The 26,645-nt window shown below is 69.3% G+C and carries 31 protein-coding genes; 18 read left to right on the top strand and 13 right to left on the bottom strand.

What is annotated here, in order from left to right:
- Positions 1-49 precede the first annotated feature (49 nt).
- Both V4F39_RS10050 and V4F39_RS10045 read left to right on the top strand, forming a co-directional pair.
- Complete coding sequence (locus V4F39_RS10050; RefSeq protein ID WP_332289213.1) at positions 50-916, top strand: aldose 1-epimerase; 867 nt, start codon at positions 50-52, stop codon at positions 914-916.
- Positions 916-1,818 carry an SMP-30/gluconolactonase/LRE family protein gene (locus V4F39_RS10045; RefSeq protein WP_332289212.1) on the top strand — a complete coding sequence of 301 codons (903 nt, stop codon included), beginning with the start codon at positions 916-918 and terminating at the stop codon, positions 1,816-1,818. Before V4F39_RS10050 ends, V4F39_RS10045 begins: the two co-directional genes overlap by 1 nt.
- Positions 1,819-1,833: 15 nt before the next feature.
- On the opposite strand, the gene V4F39_RS10040 is transcribed toward V4F39_RS10045, so the two are convergent.
- On the bottom strand, positions 1,834-2,499 hold the full coding sequence (locus V4F39_RS10040; protein WP_332289211.1) for a thioredoxin family protein: 666 nt from the start codon (positions 2,497-2,499) through the stop codon (positions 1,834-1,836).
- A 31-nt stretch (positions 2,500-2,530) separates the two neighbouring features.
- The gene (locus V4F39_RS10035; protein WP_332289210.1) at positions 2,531-4,684 is read right to left on the bottom strand and encodes a protein-disulfide reductase DsbD family protein; all 2,154 of its coding nucleotides are present in this window, start codon (positions 4,682-4,684) and stop codon (positions 2,531-2,533) included.
- A 230-nt stretch (positions 4,685-4,914) separates the two neighbouring features.
- On the opposite strand from V4F39_RS10035, the gene V4F39_RS10030 reads away from it, so the two are divergent.
- The 9 genes from V4F39_RS10030 to V4F39_RS09990 all read left to right on the top strand — a co-directional run bounded on the left by V4F39_RS10030 (position 4,915) and on the right by V4F39_RS09990 (position 12,110).
- Positions 4,915-5,394, top strand: a complete 480-nt coding sequence (locus V4F39_RS10030; protein WP_332289209.1) for an ATP synthase subunit I — start codon at positions 4,915-4,917, stop codon at positions 5,392-5,394.
- 30 nt (positions 5,395-5,424) lie between these two features.
- Entirely contained in the window at positions 5,425-6,306 is an 882-nt protein-coding gene (atpB, locus tag V4F39_RS10025) for a F0F1 ATP synthase subunit A (protein WP_332289208.1), read from the top strand.
- A gap of 52 nt (positions 6,307-6,358) precedes the next feature.
- A complete protein-coding gene (gene atpE / locus V4F39_RS10020; RefSeq protein WP_225861400.1) occupies positions 6,359-6,610 on the top strand; it encodes a F0F1 ATP synthase subunit C in 252 nt (83 codons plus the stop codon).
- 40 nt (positions 6,611-6,650) lie between these two features.
- A complete protein-coding gene (locus V4F39_RS10015) occupies positions 6,651-7,121 on the top strand; it encodes a F0F1 ATP synthase subunit B (RefSeq protein WP_332289206.1) in 471 nt (156 codons plus the stop codon).
- Positions 7,122-7,125: 4 nt separating this feature from the next.
- Entirely contained in the window at positions 7,126-7,650 is a 525-nt protein-coding gene (locus tag V4F39_RS10010; RefSeq protein ID WP_332289205.1) for a F0F1 ATP synthase subunit delta, read from the top strand.
- A 32-nt stretch (positions 7,651-7,682) separates the two neighbouring features.
- Positions 7,683-9,236, top strand: a complete 1,554-nt coding sequence (atpA, locus tag V4F39_RS10005) for a F0F1 ATP synthase subunit alpha (protein WP_332289204.1) — start codon at positions 7,683-7,685, stop codon at positions 9,234-9,236.
- A 132-nt stretch (positions 9,237-9,368) separates the two neighbouring features.
- Positions 9,369-10,247: a F0F1 ATP synthase subunit gamma gene (gene atpG, locus V4F39_RS10000; RefSeq protein WP_332289202.1), complete on the top strand. Its 879-nt coding sequence runs from the start codon at positions 9,369-9,371 to the stop codon at positions 10,245-10,247.
- Positions 10,248-10,271: 24 nt separating this feature from the next.
- Positions 10,272-11,678 carry a F0F1 ATP synthase subunit beta gene (atpD, locus tag V4F39_RS09995; RefSeq protein ID WP_332289201.1) on the top strand — a complete coding sequence of 469 codons (1,407 nt, stop codon included), beginning with the start codon at positions 10,272-10,274 and terminating at the stop codon, positions 11,676-11,678.
- A gap of 15 nt (positions 11,679-11,693) precedes the next feature.
- Positions 11,694-12,110 (top strand): F0F1 ATP synthase subunit epsilon, encoded by a 417-nt coding sequence (locus V4F39_RS09990; RefSeq protein WP_332289200.1) that lies wholly within the window; start codon positions 11,694-11,696, stop codon positions 12,108-12,110.
- Positions 12,111-12,199: 89 nt separating this feature from the next.
- Here V4F39_RS09990 and V4F39_RS09985 read toward each other — a convergent pair whose 3' ends face one another.
- The 4 genes from V4F39_RS09985 to V4F39_RS09970 all read right to left on the bottom strand — a co-directional run bounded on the left by V4F39_RS09985 (position 12,200) and on the right by V4F39_RS09970 (position 14,996).
- Positions 12,200-12,679, bottom strand: a complete 480-nt coding sequence (locus V4F39_RS09985; protein WP_332289199.1) for an FxDxF family PEP-CTERM protein — start codon at positions 12,677-12,679, stop codon at positions 12,200-12,202.
- A 163-nt stretch (positions 12,680-12,842) separates the two neighbouring features.
- Entirely contained in the window at positions 12,843-13,373 is a 531-nt protein-coding gene (locus tag V4F39_RS09980) for a TPM domain-containing protein (RefSeq protein ID WP_378235178.1), read from the bottom strand.
- Positions 13,373-14,353 (bottom strand): TPM domain-containing protein, encoded by a 981-nt coding sequence (locus tag V4F39_RS09975; protein ID WP_332289197.1) that lies wholly within the window; start codon positions 14,351-14,353, stop codon positions 13,373-13,375. Before V4F39_RS09975 ends, V4F39_RS09980 begins: the two co-directional genes overlap by 1 nt.
- A 7-nt stretch (positions 14,354-14,360) precedes the next feature.
- Positions 14,361-14,996: a LemA family protein gene (locus V4F39_RS09970; RefSeq protein ID WP_378235177.1), complete on the bottom strand. Its 636-nt coding sequence runs from the start codon at positions 14,994-14,996 to the stop codon at positions 14,361-14,363.
- Between the two features lie 82 nt (positions 14,997-15,078).
- Between V4F39_RS09970 and V4F39_RS09965 the strand changes: the two genes are divergently transcribed.
- Together V4F39_RS09965 and hemE are read left to right on the top strand one after the other, a co-directional pair.
- The gene (locus V4F39_RS09965) at positions 15,079-15,870 is read left to right on the top strand and encodes a hypothetical protein (protein ID WP_332289196.1); all 792 of its coding nucleotides are present in this window, start codon (positions 15,079-15,081) and stop codon (positions 15,868-15,870) included.
- Positions 15,871-15,916: 46 nt separating this feature from the next.
- Positions 15,917-16,993 carry a uroporphyrinogen decarboxylase gene (gene hemE / locus V4F39_RS09960; protein ID WP_332289195.1) on the top strand — a complete coding sequence of 359 codons (1,077 nt, stop codon included), beginning with the start codon at positions 15,917-15,919 and terminating at the stop codon, positions 16,991-16,993.
- A 494-nt stretch (positions 16,994-17,487) separates the two neighbouring features.
- Here hemE and V4F39_RS09955 read toward each other — a convergent pair whose 3' ends face one another.
- Positions 17,488-17,697: a hypothetical protein gene (locus V4F39_RS09955; protein WP_332289194.1), complete on the bottom strand. Its 210-nt coding sequence runs from the start codon at positions 17,695-17,697 to the stop codon at positions 17,488-17,490.
- A 231-nt stretch (positions 17,698-17,928) separates the two neighbouring features.
- Between V4F39_RS09955 and V4F39_RS09950 the strand changes: the two genes are divergently transcribed.
- Positions 17,929-19,980, top strand: coding sequence for a primosomal protein N' (locus V4F39_RS09950; protein ID WP_332289193.1), 2,052 nt, complete (start codon positions 17,929-17,931; stop codon positions 19,978-19,980).
- A 30-nt stretch (positions 19,981-20,010) separates the two neighbouring features.
- Here V4F39_RS09950 and V4F39_RS09945 read toward each other — a convergent pair whose 3' ends face one another.
- On the bottom strand, positions 20,011-20,394 hold the full coding sequence (locus V4F39_RS09945) for a hypothetical protein (protein WP_332289192.1): 384 nt from the start codon (positions 20,392-20,394) through the stop codon (positions 20,011-20,013).
- A 134-nt stretch (positions 20,395-20,528) separates the two neighbouring features.
- Here V4F39_RS09945 and V4F39_RS09940 point away from each other — a divergent pair, with 134 nt between their 5' ends.
- Complete coding sequence (locus tag V4F39_RS09940; RefSeq protein ID WP_332289191.1) at positions 20,529-21,230, top strand: haloacid dehalogenase type II; 702 nt, start codon at positions 20,529-20,531, stop codon at positions 21,228-21,230.
- Between the two features lie 38 nt (positions 21,231-21,268).
- On the opposite strand, the gene V4F39_RS09935 is transcribed toward V4F39_RS09940, so the two are convergent.
- From V4F39_RS09935 to V4F39_RS09915, 5 genes are read right to left on the bottom strand one after another with little or no spacing between them, the layout of a single operon-like run.
- Positions 21,269-22,051, bottom strand: coding sequence for an amino acid ABC transporter ATP-binding protein (locus V4F39_RS09935; protein ID WP_332289190.1), 783 nt, complete (start codon positions 22,049-22,051; stop codon positions 21,269-21,271).
- On the bottom strand, positions 22,041-22,691 hold the full coding sequence (locus V4F39_RS09930; RefSeq protein WP_332289189.1) for an amino acid ABC transporter permease: 651 nt from the start codon (positions 22,689-22,691) through the stop codon (positions 22,041-22,043). Before V4F39_RS09930 ends, V4F39_RS09935 begins: the two co-directional genes overlap by 11 nt.
- A gap of 1 nt (position 22,692) precedes the next feature.
- Entirely contained in the window at positions 22,693-23,364 is a 672-nt protein-coding gene (locus tag V4F39_RS09925) for an amino acid ABC transporter permease (protein ID WP_332289188.1), read from the bottom strand.
- A 34-nt stretch (positions 23,365-23,398) separates the two neighbouring features.
- A complete protein-coding gene (locus tag V4F39_RS09920; protein ID WP_332289187.1) occupies positions 23,399-24,193 on the bottom strand; it encodes a transporter substrate-binding domain-containing protein in 795 nt (264 codons plus the stop codon).
- Between the two features lie 2 nt (positions 24,194-24,195).
- On the bottom strand, positions 24,196-25,059 hold the full coding sequence (locus V4F39_RS09915) for a GntR family transcriptional regulator (protein WP_332289186.1): 864 nt from the start codon (positions 25,057-25,059) through the stop codon (positions 24,196-24,198).
- Between the two features lie 126 nt (positions 25,060-25,185).
- On the opposite strand from V4F39_RS09915, the gene V4F39_RS09910 reads away from it, so the two are divergent.
- The 3 genes from V4F39_RS09910 to V4F39_RS09900 all read left to right on the top strand — a co-directional run bounded on the left by V4F39_RS09910 (position 25,186) and on the right by V4F39_RS09900 (position 26,636).
- Entirely contained in the window at positions 25,186-25,875 is a 690-nt protein-coding gene (locus V4F39_RS09910; protein ID WP_332289185.1) for a hypothetical protein, read from the top strand.
- Between the two features lie 138 nt (positions 25,876-26,013).
- Complete coding sequence (locus V4F39_RS09905; protein WP_332289183.1) at positions 26,014-26,340, top strand: ribbon-helix-helix protein, CopG family; 327 nt, start codon at positions 26,014-26,016, stop codon at positions 26,338-26,340.
- Complete coding sequence (locus tag V4F39_RS09900; protein ID WP_332289182.1) at positions 26,337-26,636, top strand: type II toxin-antitoxin system RelE/ParE family toxin; 300 nt, start codon at positions 26,337-26,339, stop codon at positions 26,634-26,636. The genes V4F39_RS09905 and V4F39_RS09900 overlap by 4 nt, the downstream gene beginning before the upstream one ends.
- The last annotated feature ends 9 nt before the right edge of the window (positions 26,637-26,645 follow it).

Raw genomic sequence — 26,645 nt, 5'->3', positions numbered from 1 at the left:
CGGTGCGCATGCCCGCATGCGCGGATCCGAACAGCCTCCTTGGGATGCCATGACCGCCACATCCTCTCCCGTCGCCCTCGAGCTGCACTCCGGCGATCTGCGCCTGGCGCTGCGGCCCGACCTGGGCGGCTGCATCGCCGGCTTCTGGCTCGGCGACCTGGCCGTGCTGCGCAGTTCCGAAGCGGCCGACCTGAAGGCCTCGCGCCCCTCGGGTTGCTACCCGCTGGTGCCGTATTCGAACCGCCTCGGTTTCCGCCGCTTCCACTGGGCGGGCCAGGACCACACCACCCAGCCCAACTTCGACGACAACCCGCATTCGGTCCACGGCGTGGGCTGGCTGCGCGCCTGGGAGGTGGTGTCGAGCAGCGCCGACCAGGCGGTGATCCGCTACGTGCACGCGCCGGACGCGCACTGGCCCTTTGCCTTCGAGGTCACCCAGACCTTCGTGCTGACACCCGCCGCGCTCGAGCTGCGCTTTGCATTCAAGAACACGGCCGGCCAGTCGCAGCCGGTCGGCCTCGGCTGGCATCCCTATTTCCCGAAGCGCGAGCACAGCCGCCTGCACATCGAGGTGGCCCAGCGCTGGGATGCCGACCCTGCCACGCAGCTGCCGACGCAGGCCGTGCCGCAGCCGGTCATCGACGCCGAGGTGCGGCAGCTCGCGTTCGACAACTGCTTCCAGGGCTGGACGGGCGCGGCGCACATCCGCGATGAGAAGCTGTCGCTGAAGCTCACCTCGTCGATGGGGTACCTGGTCGTGTTCACGCCCCAGGCCAAGGACTACTACTGCGTCGAGCCGGTGAGCCACGTCAGCGATGCCATCCACATGGCCGATCCGCTCGCGCACGGCCTGGTCGCGCTGGCCGCCGGCGACACCCTGGAGGCTTCCATGACGCTGTCGGTGGAGCGCGCGTGATGGCGGACGGGAACATCGGCATCGTGCCCGTGGCACCGTCGCTGCTCGGCGAATCGCCGATGTGGCATCCGACCGAGCGTTGCCTCTACTGGTGCGACATCCACGGCCACCGGCTCAACCGCTACGACCCCGCGAGCGGCCGGCACGACACCTGGTCGTTCGACACCGACATCGCCTGCTGTGCCCCGCTGCTCGGCGGCGAGCTGCTGCTGGCGCTGCGCAGCGGGCTGGTGCGCTTCGATCCGGTGAGCGGCAAGCGCCGTGTCTGCGCCAAGGCGCCGTACGACCCGGCGGTCGAGCGCTTCAACGACGGCAAGGCCGACCCCCAGGGCCGCCTGTGGATTGGCACGATCTACGAGCCGCGCGACCGGCCCGCGGCGGCGCTGTACCGCTGGGCCGATGGCGAGCTCACCCGGGAGGCCGAAGGGGTCACGGTCGGCAACGGCCTGGCCTGGAGCCCCGACGGCCGCACGGCGTACTGGAGCGATACGAAGGCCCACACCATCCACGCCTTCGACTTCGATCCGGTCGAGGGCACGCTGTCGGGCCGCCGCGTGTGGGCGGAGTTCCCGGCCAAGCAGCCCGGCGCCGGCCTGGACGGCTACGGCGGCCGGCCCGACGGCGCCGCGGTCGACACCGAAGGGTGCTACTGGGTGGCGATGTTCGAGGGTGCGCGGGTGCTGCGGCTGTCGCCGCGCGGCGAGCTCCTGCATGAAGTGCGGCTGCCGGTGCAGTGCCCGACGATGCCGTGCTTCGGCGGGCCCGACCTGAAGACGCTCTACGTCACCACCGCGCGGGACGGGCGGCCTGCCGACGAGCTGGCGCGCCAGCCCTGGGCCGGCCAGGTGCTGACGCTGCGCGTCGACGTGCCGGGGCTGCCGGTCAACTTCGCGCAGGCTTGAGCGCGCCCGCGGCGCTCAGCCGGTGCTGCCGTACTTCACCGAGCAGCCGTAGGCCTGCGTGCGGGGCTGGCTGACCGGCTTGCCTGCGAGCGATTCGCCCAGCGCCTGCTTCACGTAGTTGGTGGCGCTGGCGATGTCGGCCGGGTTGGCCGTGGGCCTGCTGTCGATCGCGCCGGCGTAGACGAGCTGCCCCTTCGGGTCGATGACGTACAGGTGCGGCGTGGTGCGGGCGCCGTAGGCGCGGCCGACCTTGCCGTCGTCGTCCATCAGCGTGGCCGTCACGGCCGCCTGCTTGGACTGCATCCAGCGCTGCAGTTCGGCCGGCGGTTTGTAGTCGCCCGCGTCCCGCGACGTGGAGCTGATCGCCAGCCAGACGACCCCCTGCGCCTTCGCCGCCTTCTGCGTGCCCGGCAGGTTGGCGCCGTCGTAGTGCTTCTGCACGAACGGGCAGCCGGGGTTCACCCACTCGAGCACCACGTGCTGGCCCTTGAAGTCCGCGAGCGAGACGGCCTTGCCCTGCGTGTCGACCGCCGTGAAGGGCGGGGCGGGCATGCCGACCGAAGCCGCGGCCAGCGCGGCGCCGCCCCATGCGGCCAGCGTCGCTGCGCACAGCCCGCGCCACGCCCTGCGGCGGCGGTCCGGCCAAGGAAGAAAGGGGCTGCGGAAGGTCGGGGTCTTCATGCGCTACTCCTGGGTGGGCGAGGGGATGGGCTCAGGGGGCGGGCGGGAGCTGGCCGAGCGCCTCGCGGACCACGCGGGTGCTCAGGATCTCCGGCAGCAGGCGGGGCGTCGAGGGCGTGCCGGGGGCATACAGCGCATACACCGGCACTCCGCTGCGGCCCAGGCGGGTCAGCTCGGCGCCGATGGCGGCATCGCGGCGCGTCCAGTCCGCGCGCAGCAATGCGACGTTGCGCGTGCGCAGGTCGGCCAGCAGCCCGGCATCGGCCAGCGCGCCGCGCTTGTTGAACTGGCAGGTCACGCACCAGGCGGCGGTGAAGTCGACGAACACCGGCCGGCCCTCCGCCGTGAGCGCCGCCACGCGGGCAGCGCTCCAGGGCTCCCAGGCACCGGCTTCGTCCGCCCGCGCCGCCGAAGCGGAGGCCGCCGGCGGCTCGCGCAGTGCGGGCACCGCCCACACCACCGCGGCACCGAGCAGCAGGGCGCCCAGCGTGCCGAAGCCCGCGCGTGCCCGGGGCCCGAAGCCGGGGCTGCCGAAGGCCCAGGCGGCAAACGCGAGCGCCAGCAACAGGCCCAGCAGCGCGGCGACGGCATCGATGCCCGCCTGCTGACCCAGCACCCAGACAAGCCAGATCACCGTGGCGAACATCGGGAACGCCATCAGCACCTTGAAGCGCAGCATCCATACCCCCGGCCGCGGCATCGCGCGGGCCACGGCGGGCCACAGGCTGGCGGCCAGGTAGGGCAGGGCCATGCCCAGCCCGAGCGCGGCGAACACGGCCAGCGCCTGCCATGCCGGCAGCGTGACGGCCAGTCCGAGCGATGCGCCCATGAACGGGGCGGTGCAGGGCGATGCGACCGCCACGGCCAGCACGCCCGTCAGCAGCGAATCGACCAGCGGATGCCGCGCCCGCAGGCTGGCGACGCTGCTGGGCAGCAGCGAGCCGAACTCGAACAGGCCGGCCAGGTTGAGCCCGATCAGCGTGAACAGCACCGCGAGGCCGGCGACCACCGGCGGGGACTGCAACTGGAAGCCCCAGCCCAGCTGCTCGCCGCCCGCGCGCAGGCCCAGCAACAGGCCCGCCAGCGCGAGGAACGAGAGCACGACCCCGGCGGTGTAGGCGAGTCCGCCGCCCACACGGGCCCGCGTGTCGTGCGCGTGGGTGGCGAAGCCGAGCACCTTGAGCGAGAGCACGGGGAATACGCATGGCATCAGGTTCAGCAGCAGCCCGCCCGCCAGGGCCAGCAGCAGGGCGGCTGCCAACCCGATCGGCGGACCGGCATCAGCTGGCGGCGGCTGGCTCGGCGCCTCGGCGTCTGCCACGGGCGTCGCGGCGGCCGCGAGCGCGGGGTCGGGCCAGGGGCCTGGCACATCGAACGCCACGGCCAGCCCGGCCGCCTCGCCCTTCGCGACGAGCACGGCTGCCATGCGCGGCGGGCTCTCGCTGCGTTGTGCCGAGAGCGGGACCGCGGCCTGCCACACGCCGTCGCGCCACTGGCCGCCGACACGCGCCGCGTTGTCGACCACGCCGGCGGTCTCCGGGAAGAAGTCGAGCGTCTTGCCGTGCCACTGCGGCGGCAGGCCGGCGACGCGCAGCTGGAGGGCGGTGTCGGTCAACGATGCGCTGGCGTTGGCCGCAGCGCTGCTGCGGGGGGCCGAGCGCCAGGCGGCGTCGAAGTCGGCCGCGTTGCCCGCGGTGGCCGCCCGCGTTGGCAGCGCCAGCGTGAAGTCGCCGGACTGCGGAATGCAGACCTCCTTGCACACCAGCCACTCGGCATGCAGCCGCACGTCGAGCGCCGGCGCATCGAAGCCGCCGGGCACGGTGACCCGCACTGGCAGCAGCAGCGTGTCTTCGTAGCCGTAGTTCACCAGCGGCCCGACGGGCAGCTTGCGCGGCGTGGGCCAGGCGATCTCGCCCGCTTCCACGCCCGGCGGCAGCGTCCACTGCAGGGTCGTCGCCAGCCCGGAATCGCCGGGGTTCTTCCAGTAGGTGTGCCAGTGCGGCTCGTGGGTGATCTTCAGCCCGAGCCAGACCGGCTTGCCGGCCTCCACGCCCTCCGGGGCATGGGCCACCAGTTCGGCGCGCACCTGGTCGGTCTTGACGACGGACGGCGAGCCGCTCAGAAAGGCGAAGACGCTGGCGGGCATGGCCAGGGCCAGCGGCAGCAGAAGGCGGTGCAGAGCCATGCGTGTTTGGAAGCCCGCTGCCTGCAGCGGTTCCCCTCAGTCGACCAACCCGTCATTTCAGCATGCCGGCACGTTGCGGCGGGGCTCGATGCGGGCAGACCGCATGCACCAAAAGGGGAAGGGCGGCAAGTGTCAATCCGCAGCAGGAGGGTGGGATGCCCGGAAATGCACGGGTTTGCTCGTATACTCCCGCCGCTTTGCCGCTGGCCGGTATGTGAGAGAGCTGCACGATGTCTGAACGGAGCGACCGATCCGACAAGTGGGCCGACACCGGACGAGATGAGGTCGACGAGCAGCAGGTCAAGAGCCTGTCGCCCGAAGAGGCCCGAGCGTGGCGGGAGAGGCATCCGGCAATTTCGCCGTGGCGCGTGGTGAGGGTGCAGGTCCTGGTCGGCTTGACCTTCGCGGTCGTTGCGGTGGCGTTCGCACGGGAGTCGAATGTGTTCTGGTCGGCGTTGTACGGCGCGGGCGTGGTGGTGATCCCGGGGGCCGTCATGGCCAGGGGGCTCACCAGCCGGCTGAGTACGGGAGCGCCAGGATCCGGAGCCGTCGGCTTCATGGTCTGGGAGTTGGTGAAATTGCTTGTTTCGGTGGCGATGCTCGTGCTCGCACCGAAGCTTCTGCCACATCTGAGCTGGCCGGCACTGCTGGTCGCGATGGTGGTGTGCTTGAAAACGTACTGGGTCGCGCTCTTGTGGCGCGGCCGGTGATGAACGAAAAGACAACTGGTTCAAACAGAGATGGCAGCAGAAGGACACGCACCCACCGCCGGTGAGTACATCGTTCACCACCTCCAGCACTTGCAGAAGACGCTGTCGTTCGAGCCTGCGAAGCAGACCTCGATCGTCGACTTCGGCGTGTTCAACCTGGATTCGCTGGTGTACTCGATCCTGCTGGGCATCCTCGGCAGTTTCGTGCTGTGGCGCGCTGCGCGCCGTGCCACGTCGGGCGTGCCGGGGCGCTTCCAGGCGGCGCTGGAGATCATGGTCGAGATGGTCGACAACCAGGCCAAGGGCGTGATCCACAACGCCACCAGCCGCAAGCTGGTGTCGCCGCTCGCGCTGACCGTGTTCGTCTGGATCTTCCTGATGAACTTCATGGACATGATCCCGGTCGACCTGCTGCCGGGCATCTGGCACAGCGTGGGCCCGGCCCTGGGCCATGCCGACTACCACCGCGTCGTGCCGACCGCCGACCTGTCGACCACGCTGGGCCTGTCGTGCAGCGTCCTGGTGGTCTGCATCTTCTACAACATCAAGATCAAGGGCGCGGGCGGCTGGGCGCACGAACTCGTGGCGGCGCCATTCGGGGACAAGTGGTTCCTGTACCCGGTGAACTTCCTGATGCAGATGATCGAGTTCCTGGCCAAGACCGTCTCGCACGGCATGCGGCTGTTCGGCAACATGTTCGCCGGCGAACTCGTGTTCATGCTGATCGCGCTGATGGGTGGCGTGTGGGCGTGGCAATTCAACCCCTTGTCCGGCGGCTTCTGGCTGGGCGTCGGGCATGTGGTGGCCGGGACCGTCTGGACCCTCTTCCACATTCTGGTGATCACGCTGCAGGCGTTCATTTTCATGATGCTCACGCTGATCTATGTCGGTCAGGCGCACGACGCGCATTGATTCGGTTCTCTCGTTTTTCTTTCCTCACCAAAACCTCTCCTTAGGAGCAAACATGGAAAACATCCTCGGCCTCGTCGCGCTCGCTTGTGGTCTGATCGTCGGTCTGGGCGCCATCGGCGCTTCCATCGGCATCGCGCTGATGGGCGGCAAGTTCCTCGAGTCGTCGGCTCGCCAGCCCGAACTGATGAACGAACTGCAAACCAAGATGTTCATCCTGGCCGGCCTGATCGACGCTGCGTTCCTGATCGGCGTGGCCATCGCGCTGCTGTTCGCTTTTGCGAATCCGTTCCAGCTCGCCGCCTGATTTCCCGTCCTGACCCTTTCACGAGCGAAAGGATCGTGCCGTGAACATCAATTCAACCCTGTTCCTGCAGGCGGTTGTCTTTGCGATCCTGGTCTGGTTTTCGATGCGCTACATCTGGCCGCCGATCACCAAGGCGCTGGATGAGCGGGCCCGCAAGATCGCCGACGGCCTGGCCGCGGCCGACAAGGCCAAGTCCGAGCTGGCGCAAGCCAACCAGCGCGTCGAGCAGCAGCTGAGCGCTGCGCGCGACGACGCCGGCAAGCGCCTGGCTGACGCCGAGCGCCTGGCCCAGTCGATCGTCGAAGAGGCCAAGACGCGTGCCAACGAAGAGGGCGCCAAGATCGTCGCCGCGGCCAAGGCCGAGGCGGATCAGGCACTCGTGCAAGCCCGCGAAGCCCTGCGCGAGCAGGTCGCTGCGCTGGCCGTCAAGGGCGCCGAGCAGATCCTGCGTCGCGAGGTCAACGCCGGCGTGCACGCCGACCTGCTGTCGCGCCTGAAGACCGAGCTCTGACACCATGGCCGAGCTTGCAACCATTGCGCGGCCTTATGCCGAAGCGCTGTTCAAGGCGGGCGGCGATGCCCAGGCGGCGCAGCAGCTCAACGTGCTGGCCGCGGTGGCGGCCAACGCGCAGCTGCAGCAGTTCGCCGACAACCCGAAGGCCGAGCCGGCTCAGGTCTACGACCTGGTCGCCTCGGTCGCCGGGCTGCCGCTGACGCCCGCGCTGCAGAACTTCCTGCGTACGGTGATCGACAACGGGCGCCTCGCGGCGCTGCCGGAGATCGCCGCCCAGTTCCAGGCCCTGGTCAACGCCCGGTCCGGTGTGTCCGACGCCATCGTCTACAGCGCTTTCCCGATCGAGGACGCGGCCCTGGCCGAGCTGTCTTCTGCACTGGAGAAGCGTTTCGGACGCAAGCTCAACCTCAGCGTCCGGGTCGACCCCGAGCTGATCGGCGGCGTTCGCGTCGTCGTGGGCGATGAAGTGCTCGACACCTCGGTCAAAGCGCGTCTCGAACAGATGAAGGTCGCGCTCACCGCCTGAGTGCCCCGGCCCCCGGCCGACCGGAGAATGCTATGCAACTGAATCCCGCTGAAATTTCCGAACTGATCAAGAGCCGCATCGAGGGCCTGCAAGCCTCGTCGGACATCCGCAACCAGGGCACCGTGGTCTCGGTCACCGACGGCATCGTGCGTGTTCACGGTCTGTCGGACGTGATGCAGGGTGAGATGCTGGAGTTCCCCGCCGGCAAGGACGGCCAGCCGTCGTACGGCCTGGCGCTGAACCTCGAGCGCGACTCGGTCGGCGCCGTGATCCTGGGCGAGTACGAGCACATTTCGGAAGGCGACGCCGTCAAGTGCACGGGCCGCATCCTGGAAGTGCCCGTCGGCCCCGAGCTGATCGGCCGCGTGGTGAACGCGCTCGGCCAGCCGATCGACGGCAAGGGCCCGATCAACGCCAAGATGACGGACGTGATCGAGAAGGTCGCCCCGGGCGTGATCGCGCGCAAGTCGGTGGACCAGCCGGTGCAGACCGGCCTGAAGTCGATCGACTCGATGGTGCCCATCGGCCGTGGCCAGCGCGAGCTGATCATCGGCGACCGCCAGACCGGCAAGACCGCCGTGGCGATCGACGCGATCATCAACCAGAAGGGTCAGAACATGACCTGCGTCTACGTCGCGATCGGCCAGAAGGCTTCGTCGATCAAGAACGTGGTGCGCGCGCTCGAGCAGGCCGGCGCGATGGACTACACCATCGTCGTCGCCGCGTCGGCCTCCGAATCGGCCGCGATGCAGTACGTGTCGGCCTACTCGGGCTGCACGATGGGCGAGTACTTCCGCGACCGCGGCCAGGACGCGCTGATCGTTTATGACGACCTGTCCAAGCAGGCCGTGGCCTACCGCCAGGTTTCGCTGCTGCTGCGCCGCCCCCCGGGCCGCGAAGCCTTCCCCGGCGACGTGTTCTATCTCCACAGCCGCCTGCTGGAGCGTGCCGCGCGCGTGAACGCCGACTACGTCGAAGCGTTCACCAAGGGTGAAGTCAAGGGCAAGACCGGTTCTCTGACCGCGCTGCCGATCATCGAGACGCAGGCCGGCGACGTGTCCGCGTTCGTGCCGACCAACGTGATCTCGATCACCGACGGCCAGATCTTCCTGGAAACCAGCCTGTTCAACGCCGGTATCCGCCCCGCCATCAACGCCGGTATCTCGGTGTCGCGCGTCGGTGGTGCCGCCCAGACCAAGCTGATCAAGGGCCTGTCCGGCGGTATCCGTACCGACCTGGCGCAGTACCGTGAACTGGCCGCGTTCGCGCAGTTCGCCTCCGACCTGGATGCCGCCACCCGCAAGCAGCTCGACCGCGGTGCCCGCGTGACCGAACTGCTGAAGCAGGCGCAGTACTCGCCGCTGTCGATCGGCCTGATGGGCGCGACGCTGTTCGCGGTCAACAAGGGCTTCATGGACGACATCGACGTCAAGAAGATCCTGGCGTTCGAACACGGCCTGCATCAGCACCTGAAGACGAGCCACGCGGCGCTGCTGGCGACGCTGGAATCGGAAAAGGCGTTGAGCAAGGATTCGGAAGCGCAATTGACCGACGCGATCGCGGCGTTCAAGAAGTCCTTCGCCTGACATGCGCCCCCCCCGTAGCGCCTTCGGCGCACCCCCCAGGGGGCGCCGCCAGCGGCCCGGCGAAGCCGGTTTCGCGGCGTCCGCTTGGGGATTCGGCATGAGCATGTCGCCCCGTTCGAGAGGAGTCGTCTGATGGCAGTCGGCAAGGAAATACGCGGCAAGATCAAATCGGTGGAGAACACCAAGAAGATCACCAAGGCCATGGAGATGGTCGCCGCGTCCAAGATGCGCAAGGCGCAGGACCGGATGCGCGCGGCGCGTCCGTACAGCGACAAGATCCGCAACATCACGGCCAACCTGTCGCAGGCGAACCCCGAGTACCAATCGGCCTACATGCGCACCGACGCTTCGTCGAAGGTGTCGGGGTTTGTCGTCGTCACGACCGACAAGGGCCTGTGCGGCGGCCTGAACACCAACGTGCTGCGGGCCGTGACCACGCGCATGCGCGAAGAGCAGAACGCCGGCAACAAGGTGCAGGCCGTGGCGATCGGCAACAAGGGCTTCGGCTTCCTGAACCGCCTTGGCGCGCCGGTCGTCAGCCATGTTGTGCAGCTTGGCGATGCCCCGGTGCTCGAGAAGCTCATCGGCCCCGTCAAGGTGATGCTCGATGCCTTCGTCGAAGGCAAGGTCGACAAGGTCTACCTCTGCTACACGAAGTTCATCAACACGATGAAGCAGGAGCCCGTGGTCGAGCAGCTGCTGCCGCTGGACGGCACGCGCCTGGCGCAGACCGCGGAAGAAAAGCAGTCGTACGGCTGGGACTACATCTACGAGCCCGATGCGGCGACGGTGATCGACGAGCTGCTGAAGCGCTACGTCGAGGCGCTGGTGTACCAGGCGGTCGCGGAGAACATGGCGTCGGAGCAATCGGCGCGGATGGTCGCGATGAAGGCCGCCACGGACAACGCCGGCAACCTGATCGCCGAGCTGAAGCTGGTCTACAACAAGACCCGGCAGGCCGCGATCACGAAGGAACTGTCCGAGATCGTCAGCGGCGCCGCTGCAGTGTGACGGAATTGATTAAAGGAATCTGACATGACGCAAGCCCAAGGCAAGATCGTCCAGTGCATCGGCGCGGTGGTGGACGTGGAATTCCCGCGTGAGCACATGCCGCGCGTGTACGACGCGCTGAAGATGGAAGGCTCGGCCCTGACGCTGGAAGTGCAGCAGCAGCTCGGCGACGGCGTGGTGCGCACCATCGCGCTGGGCTCGTCCGACGGCCTGCGCCGCGGCACGATGGTCTACAACACCGGCGCCGCGATCTCTGTGCCCGTCGGCAAGGCCACGCTGGGCCGGATCATGGACGTGCTCGGTTCGCCGATCGACGAACGTGGCCCGGTCAGCAACGAGCTGATGGCCCCCATCCACCGCAAGGCCCCCTCGTACGACGAGCTGAGCCCGTCGCAGGAGCTGCTGGAAACCGGCATCAAGGTGATCGACCTGATCTGCCCGTTCGCCAAGGGCGGCAAGGTGGGCCTGTTCGGCGGCGCCGGCGTCGGCAAGACCGTGAACATGATGGAGCTCATCAACAACATCGCGAAGGCCCACTCGGGTCTGTCGGTGTTCGCCGGCGTGGGCGAGCGTACCCGTGAGGGCAACGACTTCTATCACGAGATGGCCGACTCGGGCGTCGTCAACCTCGAGAAGCTCGAAGACTCGAAGGTGTCGATGGTCTACGGCCAGATGAACGAGCCCCCGGGCAACCGCCTGCGCGTGGCGCTGACCGGCCTGACGATCGCCGAGTCGTTCCGCGACGAAGGCCGTGACGTGCTGTTCTTCGTGGACAACATCTACCGCTACACGCTGGCCGGCACCGAAGTGTCCGCGCTGCTGGGCCGGATGCCTTCCGCGGTGGGCTACCAGCCGACGCTGGCCGAAGAAATGGGCCGCCTGCAGGAGCGGATCACGTCGACCAAGGTCGGTTCGATCACCTCGATCCAGGCCGTGTACGTCCCTGCGGACGACCTGACCGACCCGTCGCCCGCCACGACCTTCGCCCACTTGGACGCCACCGTCGTGCTGTCGCGTGACATCGCCGCGCTGGGGATCTACCCGGCCGTCGACCCGCTCGACTCCACCTCGCGCCAGGTCGACCCCAACGTCGTCGGCGAAGAGCACTACAGCACGACCCGTGCGGTGCAGGGCATCCTGCAGCGCTACAAGGAACTGCGCGACATCATCGCCATCCTGGGCATGGACGAACTGTCGCCGGAAGACAAGCTGGCCGTGGCACGCGCCCGGAAGATCCAGCGCTTCCTGTCGCAGCCGTTCCACGTGGCCGAAGTGTTCACCGGCTCGCCCGGCAAGTACGTGCCGCTGAAGGACACGATCAAGGGCTTCAAGGCCATCGTCGCCGGCGAGTACGACCACCTGCCCGAGCAGGCCTTCTACATGGTCGGCACCATCGAAGAAGCGGTCGAAAAAGCCAAGAAGCTGCAGTAAGCGAGGGCACCGACCATGGCTACCCTACACGTGGATGTCGTTTCGGCGGAGGAGCTCATCTTCTCCGGCGAGGCGAAGTTCGTGGCACTGCCGGGCGAAAACGGCGAGCTCGGCATCCTGCCGCGCCACACGCCGCTGATCACCCGCATCAAGCCGGGCGCGGTACGCATCGAGCGTGCCGACAACGGCGAGGAAGAGTTCGTTTTCGTGGCGGGCGGCATCCTCGAGGTGCAGCCCGGCACCGTCACGGTGCTGGCCGACACCGCCATCCGCGGCCACGACCTCGACGAGGCCAAGGCCAATGACGCGAAGAAGGCTGCCGAAGATGCGATGAAAAACGCCAAGAGCGACATCGATTTCGCTGCCGCGCAGAGCGAATTCGCGGCCATGGCAGCCCAGCTGGCGGCGCTGCGCAAGTTCCGCCGCAAGTAAGCCGTGCGGCGAGCTGCCCTTCCGGGGCAGCCCCAATAAAAAAGCGGGCCGAGGCCCGCTTTTTTCATGCCCCGGAACGAGGCGGCCGATCAGTTCGAGCGGCGGCGTGCGGTCAGGAAGCCGATGGCCCCCAGGCCGGCCAGGAACAGCGCGTACGTTTCGGGTTCCGGCACCGGCGTGACGGTCGATGCGAGCGAGTAGTAGCCCGTGCTCGCGCCGGACGTGCCGAACACCAGGTAAGAATAATCGCCGGCGGCAAGAGTTGCCGTAATCGGGGAGCTGAACGACCCTTCGGCGACCAGCCCGGAGGTGCTGTACAGCGCGAAGCTGCCGGTCAGGCTGGTCGAAGGCAGGACGTTCGTCAGGTAGGTCTCGACGCTCGACAGGCCCGACAACGAGAACGTGTAGGTGTCGAAGAACGAGCCCATGACCTGGGTCAGCGCGGACTCCGTCGCGGCTTCCACCCCGTCGGAGAACGAGTCGAACTGCTTCACCGACGCAGCGTTGGCTTGCCCGCAGGCCAGCACGACAGCGCCCAGTAGCAGGGTCTGCTTGAAAAATGGCTTCATGAAAGTGGCTCCTCCTGATGTGCCACTGCAACACCGGCCTGACCATCAGACCCGCACAACATTGCAGCAGCGGCATCACGCCGGTTGCAGTGCAGCAAGATCAGCGCCAGAGCCCCTGGTTACCCCCTAGTCCCATGGCAAGTGGAACAGGATGTATTTGCCGTCAGCCCACCCATGGCGAATCGGGGAGTTCGTTCGGCGTCCGTGCGCCGGGCTGCAGCGGGAACCGCTCGGTCAGAAGCCGGTCGACCTCGTCGATCGCGGCGTTCAGGCCCTCTTCGAAGCGGCCGGCGCGGAACGCTTCCCGCATGCCGCCGACGATCGCCTGCCATTGCGGCGCGTCGATCTCCCGGGCGGCCGCGCGGTCGGCGACCACTTCGATGGCGTGCTCGGCCAGCAGCAGGTAGATCAGCACGCCGTTGTTCTGCTCCGTGTCCCACACGCGCAGCTTGCCGAACAGCGTGATCGCCCGGGCGCGGGCGGGCAGGCCGCGCCAGAGGTAGGACAGCGGCAGCCCGGCCTCCACCGCGAGGCGAATCTCGCCGCTGTGCCGCTGTTCGCTGGCCTCGATGCGGGCCTGCAGGCGCCCCATTGCGGCATCGTCGAGCGCGCGGCGCACGTCGGACTCGTCCAGCAGGCGGTGCCGCAGCAGCCGGCGCCAGCGCGAAGTCTGCAAGGGGCGCTGTCCCGCCATCACCAGTCTCCCGAGGCGCCACCGCCGCCAAAATCGCCACCGCCGCCCGACGAGAACCCCCCGCCCCCGCCGCCGCCCCAGCCGCCCCCACCACCTCCACCGCCCCAGATGATGGGCGGAACGCCGGCCCGGCCGCCGCGCCGAACCCCGGAGGACGCCCGCCGCCCGGCGGAGGCGCCGATGCCGAACAGCCCGACCAGCACCAGGGCGAGCACCGCCGCGGCGCCGGCCAGCAGGGCGCTGGCCGAAATCCACCAGCCGATCCCGCCTGCCGCCGCCGCCGTCGCGACTGCGCCGAGCTTGCGCCCCATCACGCCGGTGAGCACGGCGCCGATGATCGGCACGGCGGCGAAGAAGAAGATGAGCAACTCCTCCCACTGCAGCCCGGGTTCGGCGCCGCTGCGGGCGCCCGGCTGCGGCGCGGGCAGGCCCTCGCCCTGCACGCGGGCGATCAGCGCGTCCACCGCGGCGTTCAGGCCGCCGGCGTAGTCGTCGGCGCGGAAGGCCGGGCGGATCCGCTGCTCGATGATCTGGCGTGCCGCCAGGTCGGGCACCGCACCCTCCAGCGACTTCGCCGGCGCGATGCGCACCTTGCGGTCGTCCTTGGCCACGACGAGCAGCAGCCCGTCGCCGACGTCGCGCCGGCCCAGCTGCCACGCGTCGCCCAGCCGCTGCGTGAAATCGGCGATGTCTTCGGGCAGCGTCGTGCGGACGATCACGATCACCATCTGCGGCCCGTGCTGCGCCTCGAACGCGGCGAGCTTGCCGTCGAGCGCCGCCGCCTGCGCGGCCGTCAGCGTGCCGGTCTGGTCGATGACCCGCCCGCTCAGCGCCGGAACGGGCTGCAGCGGCTGCGCATGCAGCCCGGCGGCCGGCCACGCCAGCAGCACCAGCAGCGCCAGCAGCGCGGCCAGCCCATGCCGGGCCGCCCTGGGGACGGCGTCGTACCGGCCGGAGCCGGGCAGGGCGGCGTGGAGCATCGGGTGCCTACTTGGATGCGGCGGGGGCCGCGGGCCGGCCGAAGTCCACCGTCGGCGGCGTGGAGATCTGCGCCTCGTTCTGCACCGTGAAGGTCGGCTTGACCTCGTAGCTGAAGACCTTCGCCGTCAGGTTGGTCGGGAAGCTGCGCGCCAGCACGTTGTATTCGGCCACCGACTTGATGTAGCGGTTGCGCGCCACAGTGATGCGGTTCTCGGTGCCTTCGAGCTGCACGCGCAGGTCCTGGAAGCCCTGGTTGGCCTTCAGGTTCGGGTACTGCTCCGACACCACGAGCAGCCGGCTCAGCGCGCCGCTCAGCTCGCCCTGCGCCGCCTGGAACTTCTGGAACGCCTCGGGGTTGTTGATCAGCTCCGGCGTGGCCTGGATCGACGTCGCCTTGGCGCGCGCCTCGATCACGCGCGTCAGGGTCTCCTGTTCGAAGTTCGCTTCACCCTTGACCGTGTTCACGATGTTGGGGATCAGGTCGGCGCGCCGCTGGTACTGGTTCAGCACCTCGCTCCAGCCGGCCTTGACCTCCTCGTCCAGCCGCTGGAAGTCGTTGTAGCCGCAACCCGAGAGCATCGCGGCGGCGCAGAGCACCGTGGCGGCCAGCGCGGCGCGGGAGCGTGGGGGGATCAGGTTCATGGGGGTTCCTCCTCCTGGGACGCCGGGATGCTAACGCCGTGCTGCATGCGGATGCACACCGCGCGGGGTCCATACTGCGCCGATGGACTCGCTGCAGAACGCGCTGCGCGGCGCGCAACACCCGCGTCCCGCGGCCCCCCTGGCACGGCGCGCGGTGGTGGCCGGCGCGGCAGGCGCACTGGGTGCCGCCGTGCTCGAGCAGTTGCTGGGGCGCGGCGGTTTCGCGGCGGTGGCGGTCACCACCCTGCAGCCCCTGCATCCGACGCCGCGCGGCATGGCCACGCTGCCCTGGCCCGGCGTCGTCCCGCACCTCGCGGCCTTCGGGGCGCAGACGGGGGTGATCGTGCTTGACGCGCCGCGGCTGGCGCATGGCCGGGAAGCGGCGCTGCACCGCCCGCTGCCGCAGGACCTGGCCGCCGTCGCAGCCGCGTTCCACCAGGGCGGGATCGACGACCTGCTCGTCGTGCTGCCGCACGATGCCGCCCGCGTGCCCGACGCGCTCAAGGCCGGCCTCGCCAACCTCGACGAGCAGGCCGTCGCATCGCTCGGCTTCCGCCACGTGGTCTTCATGCGTCCGGCGCGGGCGCCGCAGGAGGGCGCCGCCGACGGCGCGCTGCAGCGCGTGGCGCAGCTGATGCTGTCGCAACTGCGCTTCATGGTGCCGCAGCGGGACCGGCCGGTGCGCGCGGCCAAGGTCGCCGAGTTCGCGGCCGAGCTGGCGCGCGGCCTGGCTCAGGCGCCCGGCGGCACGCGGGTGGTGCCGGCCGAACTGGTGTGGCAGGCCTCGCAGCAGCGGGACGCGACCGCGCTGGCCCAGGCCTGGCTGGCCGGGGAGGCCCTGCCGCCGCCGCATGAGCGCGCCGAACGCATGTAGCCCCGGCGTCCGGCTGGCACGCGAGGGCGGCACCGATAATCCGCCGATGTTTGCCCCCCTGCTCAACGACAGCTTCCTGCGCGCCTGCCTGCGCCAGCCCACCGACCACACGCCCGTCTGGCTGATGCGCCAGGCCGGCCGGTACCTGCCGGAATACAACGCCACGCGCAGCCGCGCGGGCAGCTTCATGGGCCTGGCCACCAGCCCCGCCTACGCGACGGAAGTGACGCTGCAGCCGCTGGAGCGATTTCCGCTGGACGCGGCGATCCTGTTCTCCGACATCCTCACCGTGCCCGACGCGATGGGCCTGGGGCTGAGCTTCGCCGTGGGCGAGGGCCCGCGCTTTGCGCATCCGGTGCGCGACGAGGCGGCCGTCGATGCGCTGGCCGTGCCCGACATGGACAAGCTGCGCTACGTGTTCGATGCGGTCGCCTCGATCCGCAAGGCGCTGGCGGGCCGGGTGCCGCTGATCGGCTTCTCCGGCAGCCCCTTCACGCTGGCCTGCTACATGGTCGAGGGCGCGGGCAGCGACGACTACCGCCGCATCAAGACGATGTTGTACGCCCGCCCCGACCTGCTGCACCGCATCCTGGCCATCAACGCCGAGGCGGTGGCCCGGTACCTCAATGCCCAGATCGAGGCCGGCGCGCAGGCCGTCATGCTCTTCGACAGCTGGGGCGGCGTGCTGGCCGACGGCGCCTTCCAGGCCTTCAGCCTGGCCTACACCGAACGGGTGCTGGCAGCGCTCAAGCGCGAACACGAAGGCACGCGCATCCCCTGCATCGTGTTCACCAAGGGCGGCGGCGCGTGGCTGGAGCAGATCGCCGCTCTGGGCCCCGACGTCGTCGGCCTCGACTGGACGACCGACCTCGGTGCGGCCCGGGCACGTGTCGGGGACCGTGTCGCGCTGCAGGGCAACCTCGACCCGATGGTGCTCTTCGCCGGCGAGGACGCCGTGCGAGCCGAGGCGCGGCGCGTACTCGACCGCTTCGGTGACCCGCGTGGCGGCGGCCACGTGTTCAATCTCGGGCACGGCATTTCCCAGTACACGCCGCCCGAGGCCGTGGCGGTGCTCGTCGACGAGGTCCACCGCCATTCCCGTCAATGGCGCGGTGCAGCGTGAAGCGATTGCTTTTGCCTGAAAACCGCTCGAAATGGTCTGGAAGACTTGACTTATCCCCAAAAACGACCTGCCGGTCAGCGTCATTTTGGGGACGCGCGCGCTGGTCCCGGCGCGCGAGCACATGTGCTAAGTGATTGATTTTCTTGAATTTCACCGGCTGCCCCAAGAACAGGCAACCTAGGGTGGCCCCCAGGGGAATCAAGCATTTAGCGCGTCTGCCTCCAGCTTGTGCACAAAGATATCCACAGAAAGTCTGGGTAACCCCGTAGAAGCCCTGAGAGCGCAGCCGATCGTCGACGTCACCGCGGCAGGCCCATCGACAAAAAAAGTTCTCGGGGGCTTGACTTATCCCCATCGTGCTGGTCCCCACTTCGCAGCCTACGGCCGCCCGTCAGTTACCGCACAACTTTTATTCTCGATATCTAAGTTGTTGATTTGATTGAAAAAATGACGATGCCTCAAGAGCAGGCAATCTGGCGAAGATCCCCGGTGCATCAAGCAGTTAGCGCGGCTGCCTCCAGCTTCTGCACAAAGTTATCCACAGAAAACTGGGGCAACTTCAAAAAGCCGATGCCGATCAAGTACTTAGGGCAGGTCGATGTGGCGTCGGCCCGCCGCACGGCGCATCCCCCGGCCTGAAAGCGCTGCGAAGCCCTTGACTTATCCCCAAAAAGCAAGCCTGGGAAAGTCAGATGCTCGAACATCGCCGCCTGCCATCAGGAATACCCGAAAGCGCGCTAAGTTGTTGATTTTTCGAGCTTCGGCCTTTGCTGCAAGCTTGGGCAAACCAAGGGGAAGCCTTGGTGAATCAAGTATTTAGCGCGTCTGCCTTCAGCTTTTGCACATAGTTATCCACAGAAATTCTGGGCAACCGGTGAAAGTCTTTTGTCATCAAGAACTTAGGCGCGATCGGTGAGGTGGAACCGAGCTTTGCGATGCAAGTAGACCTCGTCACCGTCGCCGTCGCGGTGGAGACCCCGCAGCACACCGGGCTGGGCGCACCCCTCGACTACGCCAGCACCGCGCCCGGCTTGCCGCCCGGCACCCTGGTGCGTGTGCCGCTGGGCCGGCGCGAGGTGCCAGGCATCGTCTGGGAGCGCCCCCCAGGGGATGCGCCGCCCGAACTCAAGCCCGTGCGCGAGGTGCTGGCATCGCTGCCCCCGCTGGGCGACAGCTGGCGCCAGCTCGTGGGCTTCGCGGCGGCCTACTACCAACGGGGGCTCGGCGAGCTGGCGCTGGCCGTGCTGCCGCCCGAACTGCGCAAGCTGGACGACGTACAGCTCACCCGGCGCATCGCGCGCCTGCACCGGGCCGAGGCGCCCCCGGCCGCGGCGCCGGGCGATCCGCTGCACGGCCCCGCGCTGAACGACGAACAGCGCGCCGCCGTGGAAGCCATCGGCGCCGCGCCGGGCACCTACCTGCTGCACGGCGTCACCGGCAGCGGCAAGACGGAGGTCTACCTGCACGCCGCCGAGGCCGCGCTGGCGGCCGGCAGGCAGGTGCTGGTGATGGTGCCCGAGATCAACCTCACGCCGCAGCTCGAGGCGCGCTTCGCGGAGCGCTTCGCCGGCCGCCGGCTCGTCTCGCTGCACAGCGGCCTCACGCCGGCGCAGCGCCTGCGGCACTGGATGCTGGCCCACCTGGGCGCGGCCGACCTGGTGCTCGGCACCCGGCTCGCCGTGTTCGCTTCGTTGCCGCGCCTCGGACTGATCGTGGCCGACGAGGAGCACGACCCCTCCTTCAAGCAGCAGGAGGGGGCGAGGTACTCGGCGCGCGACCTGGCGGTGTACCGCGGCCACGTCGAAGGCGTGCCGGTGGTGCTCGGCTCCGCGACGCCGTCGCTCGAAACCTGGCAGCGGGTGCTCGAGGGGCGCTACCGCCGGCTTGCGCTGCCGCAGCGCATCGGCGGTGGCGTGCTGCCGCGGGTGCGGCTGTTCGACATGAACACCCTGCCGCGCCAACGCGGCAGTGCCGGCCCGGCGCTCGCGCCGCCCCTCGTCCAGGCCATCGCCGAACGCATCGAGCGCGGCGAGCAGAGCCTGCTGTTCCTCAACCGCCGCGGCTACGCGCCGGTGCTGCATTGCACCGCCTGCGGCTGGAAGAGCGGCTGCCCGCACTGCAGCGCCTGGCGCGTCTTCCACAAGGGCGACCGCAGCCTGCGCTGCCACCACTGCGGTTTCACCGAGCGCGTGCCGCGGGCCTGTCCGGACTGCGGCAACCTCGACATCGCGCCCCTCGGCCGGGGCACCGAGCGCCTGGAGGAGCAGATCGCCGAACTGCTGCCCGGTGCCCGCGTGGCGCGCATTGACGCCGACACCACCCGCACCAAGGGCTCGCTCGAAGCACAGCTCGGCGCAGTGCACGCGGGCGACGTCGACGTGCTGGTGGGCACGCAGATGATCGCCAAGGGCCACGATTTCCGCCGCATCACGCTGGTGGCGGCGGTCAACCCCGACAGCGCGCTGTTCGCCAGCGACTTCCGCGCGCCCGAGCGGCTCTTCTCGTTGCTGATGCAGGCCGCCGGACGCGCCGGCCGCGACGCGGAACAGGCGGCGCGCAGCGAGATGTGGGTGCAGACCTGGCACCCCCGGCACACGCTGTATGCGGCGCTGCGCCGCCACGACTACGAGGCCTTCGCCGCCGGCCAGCTGGAAGAGCGCCTGGCGGCGGGCCTCCCGCCCTTCGCCAGCCTGGCGCTGCTGCGCGCCGAAGCCCGGGAGGCGGCGGTGGCGCAGGCCTTCCTGCGCGCCGCGGCCGAGCGGGTCCAGGCGCAGGCCGAGTCGATGGGGGTGACGATCTACCCCCCGGTGCCGCCGCCCGTGGCACGGGTGGCCGACGTCGACCGCATGCAGATGCTGGTCGAGTCGCCGACGCGCGGCGCGCTCCAGCGACTGCTGGCCGGCTGGCTGCCGCAGATGCACACGCTGCGCGCGCAGCACAAGGGCGTGCTGCGCTGGGCGGTCGACGTCGACCCGCTGGCGATCTAGCCGAGAGCCGGCGGCGGTGCGGGCCTGGCTTCAGTCGATGAAGCTCGCCCGCACCAGCCGCCACTCCTGCTTGCCGCCGTCGAGCGTGACCGAGCAGCCCAGCGGCTGGGGCTCCGCGCCGGGTGCCAGCTCCGAGCGCGAGCGATCGCCCGTGCCGACGCCGCGGTAGACGCGGTCGAGGTACACCCGCAGCGTGCGCGTCGGGTGCGTGTTCTTCACCTGGATCTGCACGCCGTTGCGCGATACGCAGTTGGCGGTGAAGTCCTCGGCGAACTGGACGTAGCGGGCGGCCTCGCCGGCGGGCGGTTCGGCCTGCGCGGAGGCAACGGCCGGGACGGCGCAGGCCGAGGCGCAGGCCACGGCCAGCAGGTGCCGCGGCCAGCGGCGGCGGCAGGGGGCAGGCGGGGCATTCACATGCGGTCTCCTTCGGTGCCGGCCCGGGCGCGGCGGACGCCTCGGTTGCCGGCTCGGCCCGCCATCTTGCCTGCACCGCCGTGCCGATGCCGTGCGGCCATGCCATGCTTGCCGTCCACGCAAGGAGACGACGCATGACGCCCCCCGCACCGCAAGCCCTGATCTTCGACGTGTTCGGCACGCTCGTGGACTGGCGCAGCTCGATCGCCCGCGAGGCCGAGGCCCTGCTCGGCGCCCAAGGCGTGCAGGCCGACTGGCACGTCTTCGCCGACGACTGGCGCGACCAGTACCAGCCGGCGATGGAGGAGGTGCGCACCGGCCGCCTGCCGTTCAGCAAGCTCGACCTGCTGCACCGGCGCAACCTCGACGTGGTGCTGCAGGCCCTGGGCCTGGGCCATGTCGGCGAGGCCGTGCGCACGCGGCTCAACCTGGCATGGCACCGGCTCGATGCCTGGCCCGACGTGACGCCCGACCTCGCGCGCCTGCGCGAGCGCTTCCTGCTCGCGCCGTGTTCCAACGGCAACGTGTCGCTGATGGTCGACCTGGCGCGGCACAACCGCTGGCATTGGGACGCCATCCTCGGCGCCGAATTCGCGCGCGACTACAAGCCCAAGCCGGCCGTCTACCTGGCCGCGGCCGACGCGCTCGGCCTGGCGCCGCAGCAGGTGATGATGGTGGCCGCGCATTCCTCCGATCTCGCCGCCGCCGCACGTGCCGGCCTGCAGACCGCGTTCATCGCTCGGCCCGACGAACACGGCCCCGGCCTCGGCGAACACACGCCCACGGTGCCGGTGCGCATCGCGGTCCGGCGGCTGGAGGAACTGCTGCAGCTCTAGGCGCCGGACGCGGGGCCGCGGGCCCCGCGGGGCGCCGCTCAGTCCTTCAGCGCCGACAGGAACGACTGCAGCTCCGGCGTCTGCGGTGCGCCGAAGATCGCCTGCGGCGGCCCCATCTCGTGGATGCGGCCGGCGTGCATGAACACCACGCGGTCGGCCACCTTGCGCGCGAAGTTCATCTCGTGCGTCACCATCAGCAGGGTCATGCCCTCCTCGGCGAGCGATTCCACCACCCGCAGCACCTCGCCCACCAGCTCGGGGTCGAGTGCCGAGGTGATCTCGTCGCACAGCAGCACGCCCGGCTCCATCGCCAGCGCACGCGCGATGGCCACGCGCTGCTGCTGGCCGCCCGAGAGCTGGTCGGGGAAGGCGTCGAACTTCTCCGCCAGTCCCACGCGCTGCAGCAGCCGGCGCGCCAGCGCCTCCCCCTCGGTGCCGCCCCGCTTCTTCACCAGCGACGGCGCCAGCATCACGTTGCGTCCCACGCTCAGGTGCGGGAAGAGGTTGAAGCTCTGGAAGATCATGCCCACGTGCTGGCGCAGCGCGCGCATGGCCTTGGGGTCGTCGTAGCGCAGGTGCTGGCCGTCGACGGTGAGCGCGCCGTCCTGGAACTCCTCCAGCCCGTTGATGCACCGCAGCAGCGTGCTCTTGCCCGAGCCGCTCTTGCCGATGATGGCGATCACTTCGCCGGGTTGCACGGACAGGTCGATGCCCTTGAGCACCTCGTTCGTGCCGTAGCGCTTGCGCAGCGCGGTGATCTCGACGATGGGGCGGCGCGTGACGGCCGATGCCGCGGCCACGGCTTGCGGTTCAGCGAGCACGGTGCAGTTTCCTTTCGAGTTGGCGGCTCCAGGCCGAGATCGGGAAGCACAGCGCGAAGTACATCAGCGCCACGCAGGCATACACGGTGAACGGGCGGAAGGTGGCGTTGCTGATCATCGTGCCGGCCTTGGTCAGCTCGATGAAGCCGATCACCGAGGCGAGCGCGGTGCCCTTGACCACCTGCACCGCGAAGCCCACGGTGGGCGCGATCGCGATGCGCAGCGCCTGCGGCAGGATCACGTGGCGCAGTTGCTCGCCAAGCGACAGCGCCAGGCTGCCCGAGGCCTCCCACTGGCCCCTGGGGATCGAGTTCACGCAGCCGCGCCAGATCTCCGTGAGGTAGGCACTGGCGTACAGCGTGAGCGCCACGCCCGCCGCCGTCCACGTCGACACGTTGAGCCCGATCAGTGCGAGCCCGAAGTACGCGAGGAAGAGCTGCATCAGCAGCGGCGTGCCCTGGAAGAGCTGCACGTAGCCCCGCACGAAGCGGTCGGCACCCGGCCAGCGGGCGATGCGCGCCACCAGCAGCGCCAGCCCCACGAGGCCGCCGCCGACGAAGGCGATGAGCGACAGCGCCACCGTCCAGCGTGCGGCCAGCAGCAGGTTGCGCAGGATGTCCCACAACGAGAAATCGACCATGTCAACGTGCTCCGCTTCGGCCGAACAGGAAGCGCGGCCCCGCCCACTGCAGCAGGTGCCGCAGCGCCACGGCCAGTGCCAGGTACAGCACGGTCGCGACGATGTAGGCCTCGAACGCGCGGAAGTTGCGGCTCTGGATGAGGTTGGCGTAGTACGAGAGCTCCTGCGTGGCGATCTGCCCGCACACCGCCGAGCCCAGCATCACGATGACGATCTGGCTCACCTCGGCGGGCCACACCCGCTTCAGCGCCGGCGGCAGCACCACGCGCAGGTAAGTCTGCGCCGGCGTGAGCGCCAGGCTCGCCGCGGCCTCGAACTGGCCGCGCGGCGTGGCCTCGACGCCAGCGCGGACGATCTCGGTGGAGTAGGCACCGAGGTTCAGCACCATCGCGATCACCGAGGCCAGCTCGGGCGTGAGCTTCACGCCCAGGCTCGGCAGCCCGAAGAACACGAAGAAGAGCTGCACGATGAACGGCGTGTTGCGGATCAGCTCCACGTAGGTACCCATCGTCCAGGCCAGCCAGGCCGGCCCCTGCGAGCGCGCCCACGCGCCGAACACGCCCACGGCCAGGCCGATCAGCGTGGAGATGGCCGTGAGCATCACCGTCATGCCGATGCCGCGGGCGAGCATCGGCCAATCGACGAGCACGGCCAGGAAGTCGAGCTGCAGCATCGTGCGCCCTTTCTTCGTCGGGAGAGTGGGGCGCTTATTCGGGCAGCGCGCCGGCCGGGCGGCCGAGCCACTTCTTCGACATCGTGTCGAGCTCGCCCGAGGCCTTGGCCGCGGCGATGATCTCGTTGACCTTCGCCTTCAGCTTGTCCTCGCCCTTGGCGATGCCGATGAAGTTGGGCGAGTCCTTCAGCACGAACTTGTATTCGGCGTTCAGGCCCGGGTTGCGCACCATCATGTTGCCGGCCACCGAGGCGCCGGTCGCGATCGCCTGCGTCTGGCCCGAGACGAACGCGGCCACGGTGGCGTTGTTGTCCTCGAAGCGCTTGATGTCGACGTTCGACGGCGCGACCTTCGACAACTCCTGGTCCTCCATCGCGCCGCGGGTCACGCCCACCGTCTTGCCCACCAGGTCGGCCGGCGTCTTGATCGCGATGTTCTTCGGGCCGAACACGGCCTGGTAGAAGGGCGAGTAGGCAGCGGTGAAGTCGATCACCCGTTCGCGCTCCGGGTTCTTGCCCAGCGTGCTGATCACCAGGTCGGCCTTCTTGGTCTGCAGGTACGGGATGCGGTTGGCGCTGGTCACCGGCACCAGCTCGGCCTTCACGCCCAGCTTGGCGGCGATGAGCTGCGCCATGTCGATGTCCAGGCCCTGCGGCTTGAGGTCGGTGCCGACGAAGCCGTAGGGCGGGTAGTCGGTCGGGATCGCGATCGTGATGACCTTCTTCGTGGTGATGTCGTCGAGCGCGGTCTGCGCGGCGGCGGGCTGCGCGGCGCCCAGCACGAGGACGGCGGCCGCCGCGGCGGCGGCGAGGAAGGGACGGCGTTGCATGGTCAAGGCTCCTGCAGGTGGGATGGATCGAAAGCGGTGGGGGCCCCGGCCGCCGGCTCGGCGACCAGGTCGGTGAAGAGGCGCCGGCGCGGGCGCGGCTTGCGCGCGGCTGCCGGCGGGGCGGCCGCGTCGGCGGCCGCGTCGGCGGCGGGGTGCAGGGCCAGCGCCGAACGCAACTGCGCCAGCGGGTCGTCCTCGGCGGTGGCCTCGGCATGCAGGTGGTAGACCACGCTGCCCAGGTGCTCGCGCATGCGCTGCACCGCCAGCGGGATGTTGCCCGCTTCCAGGGCGGCCACGATCTGCACGTGTTCGGCGCACGATTGCCGCGCTTCGTGCGTGCTCTGGTAGAGCGTGGCGATCAAGGTGGTGCGTGCCGTCAGGTCCTTCAGGATGTCGGCCAGCAGCGAGTTGCCGGCGCAGTCGGCCAGGCACACGTGGAAGTCGCCGAGCAGCCAGCTGCGCTCGCCGGTGTCGGCCGCGGCGGCTTCGGCTTCCGTCTTCTCGATGGCGGCCAGCTCCTGCGCGAGGTGGTGCTTCAGCCGGCCGATGGCGCCGGCCGGCAGCGGCGCGGCCAGGGCCTGCAGCAGGCCGGTCTCGATGACCTCGCGCGCCTCGAAGGCCTCGCGTGCATCGTCGGGCGAAGGCTGCACCACGAACCAGCCGCGGCGCGAATTGACCTCGACCATGCCCCGCGCCGCCAGCCGCGCCAGCGCCTCGCGCACCAGCGTGCGGCTGACGCCGAACAGGTCCGCCAGCGGCTGCTCGCCCAGGCGCTGCCCGGGCGAGAGCTTGCGCGCGAGGATCGCGTCCACGATGCGGTCGGCGATCTGCTCGGGGCGGATGGCGGTATCGGGGGCGGCGGACAAGCGGCGTGCTCCGTGGCGGTGCGTGCGGGGTTGGTGCACACGGCTTGTATGCAAGGGTGGTGCCAGGCAGTGCCTGCGCGTGATCGGTGCACCTCGCAGGGCGCGCCGCGAGAATGCGCCGGCTCGATGAAGCATCAACAAACCCCGAGGGAATCCATGTACATGTCTAGAGGTGTCGTCTGCGCCGCGGCCGTTGTCCTGGCAGGTTGCGCGTCGGTCAACAAGCAGCCGGTGTCGGCCGGTGCGAAATCCGAGCTTCGCGATCAGCGCGTGGCGACGACGAAGCGCGCCGTCCCCGACTTCGCCGCCATGACCGCCGGCAAGGCGGCGTTCGCCGTGTTGGGCGCGTTGGCGATGATCAGCGAAGGCAACGGCATCATCGCCCGCAACAAGGTGGCCGATCCCGCGGATGCCATCGCGGCCGGGCTCGTGGCATCGCTGGCCGGCGGTTATTCGGCACGGGCGGCCGATCAACCTGTTTCAGTGGCCGTCGACGACGTGGCTGGCGTGGCCACCGCTGCGAACGGGGCGGCCCGGTTCATCGTGGACGTGCAGACGCTCAACTGGAGCTTCGGCTACTTTCCCAGCGACTGGACGCACTACCGCGTCATCTACACCGCCAAGGCACGCCTGATCGACGCCCAGAGCAAGTCGGTCGTCGCGGAAGGCTTCTGCAAGCAGATACCCGAAACGAACGAAGGTGCGCCGACCTATGACGAACTGCTGGCCGGGCAGGCGGCGCTGCTGAAGGCCAGGTTGGCGGCTGCCGGCGAGGCGTGCTTGCAAACGCTGAAGGCGGAGATGCTTTCGCTTTGACCGGCGGGGCTCGGCAGCATCGATGCGCGCTCGACAAGTGCTGGGCCGGTCGTGCTTGTCCGCAGGTACTGGCTGCGGCGAGGCGTAGCACGAATGTGCTATGTTTTGCCGACCTGTGAGTTGTTCCCGGAGACGGCCATGTCCACCACCACGATTCGGCTCGATGACGAGATGAAGATGCGCATCACCAAGGCGGCCGAGCGTGCCGGCAAGACATCGCATGCGTTCATCGTCGAGGCGATCGCGCAGACGGTGGAGCAGGCCGAGCGCAGCGATGAATTCCATCGTGTGGCCGACGAGCGCTGGGCGCGGATCGTGGCGACCGGCCAAACCAATTCATGGGAAGAGATGCGGGCGCAACTGCAGTCCCGTGCGCAGGAGATCGACCGACCGAAACCCGCCGCAAAGAAGGCTGCGCGCAAGGCGTCTCCCCCGAAGCCGGCCCGCGGTCAGGCCGGCCGATGACCCGTATCGAAGTGGCACCCGAAGTCGGGCAGGACTTCGACCGATTTTTCGAGCACGTCGCCCAGTTCGATCCAGGGGCCGCGGTGGCGCGGCTCGATGAACTCATGCGCGTAATCGACGCGTTGGCGACCAGCCCGCTCATCGGTCGTTCTGCGCGAGCCGGGCAACGCGAACTGGTGATCGGCCGTGTCGTGCGAGGCCATGTCGCGCTGTACCGGTACGTGCCCGAGATCGACACGGTGTTCCTGCTCGCACTGCGCAGCCAGCGGGAAGCTGGCTACAAGCACGGCGACTGAGGCGTCGCG

The organism is Aquincola agrisoli, assembly GCF_036621135.1.
GTDB lineage: Bacteria > Pseudomonadota > Gammaproteobacteria > Burkholderiales > Burkholderiaceae_C > Aquincola > Aquincola agrisoli.
Note: the sequence above shows the minus strand (reverse complement) of the source record. Positions and strands in the feature narration are given on the sequence as shown.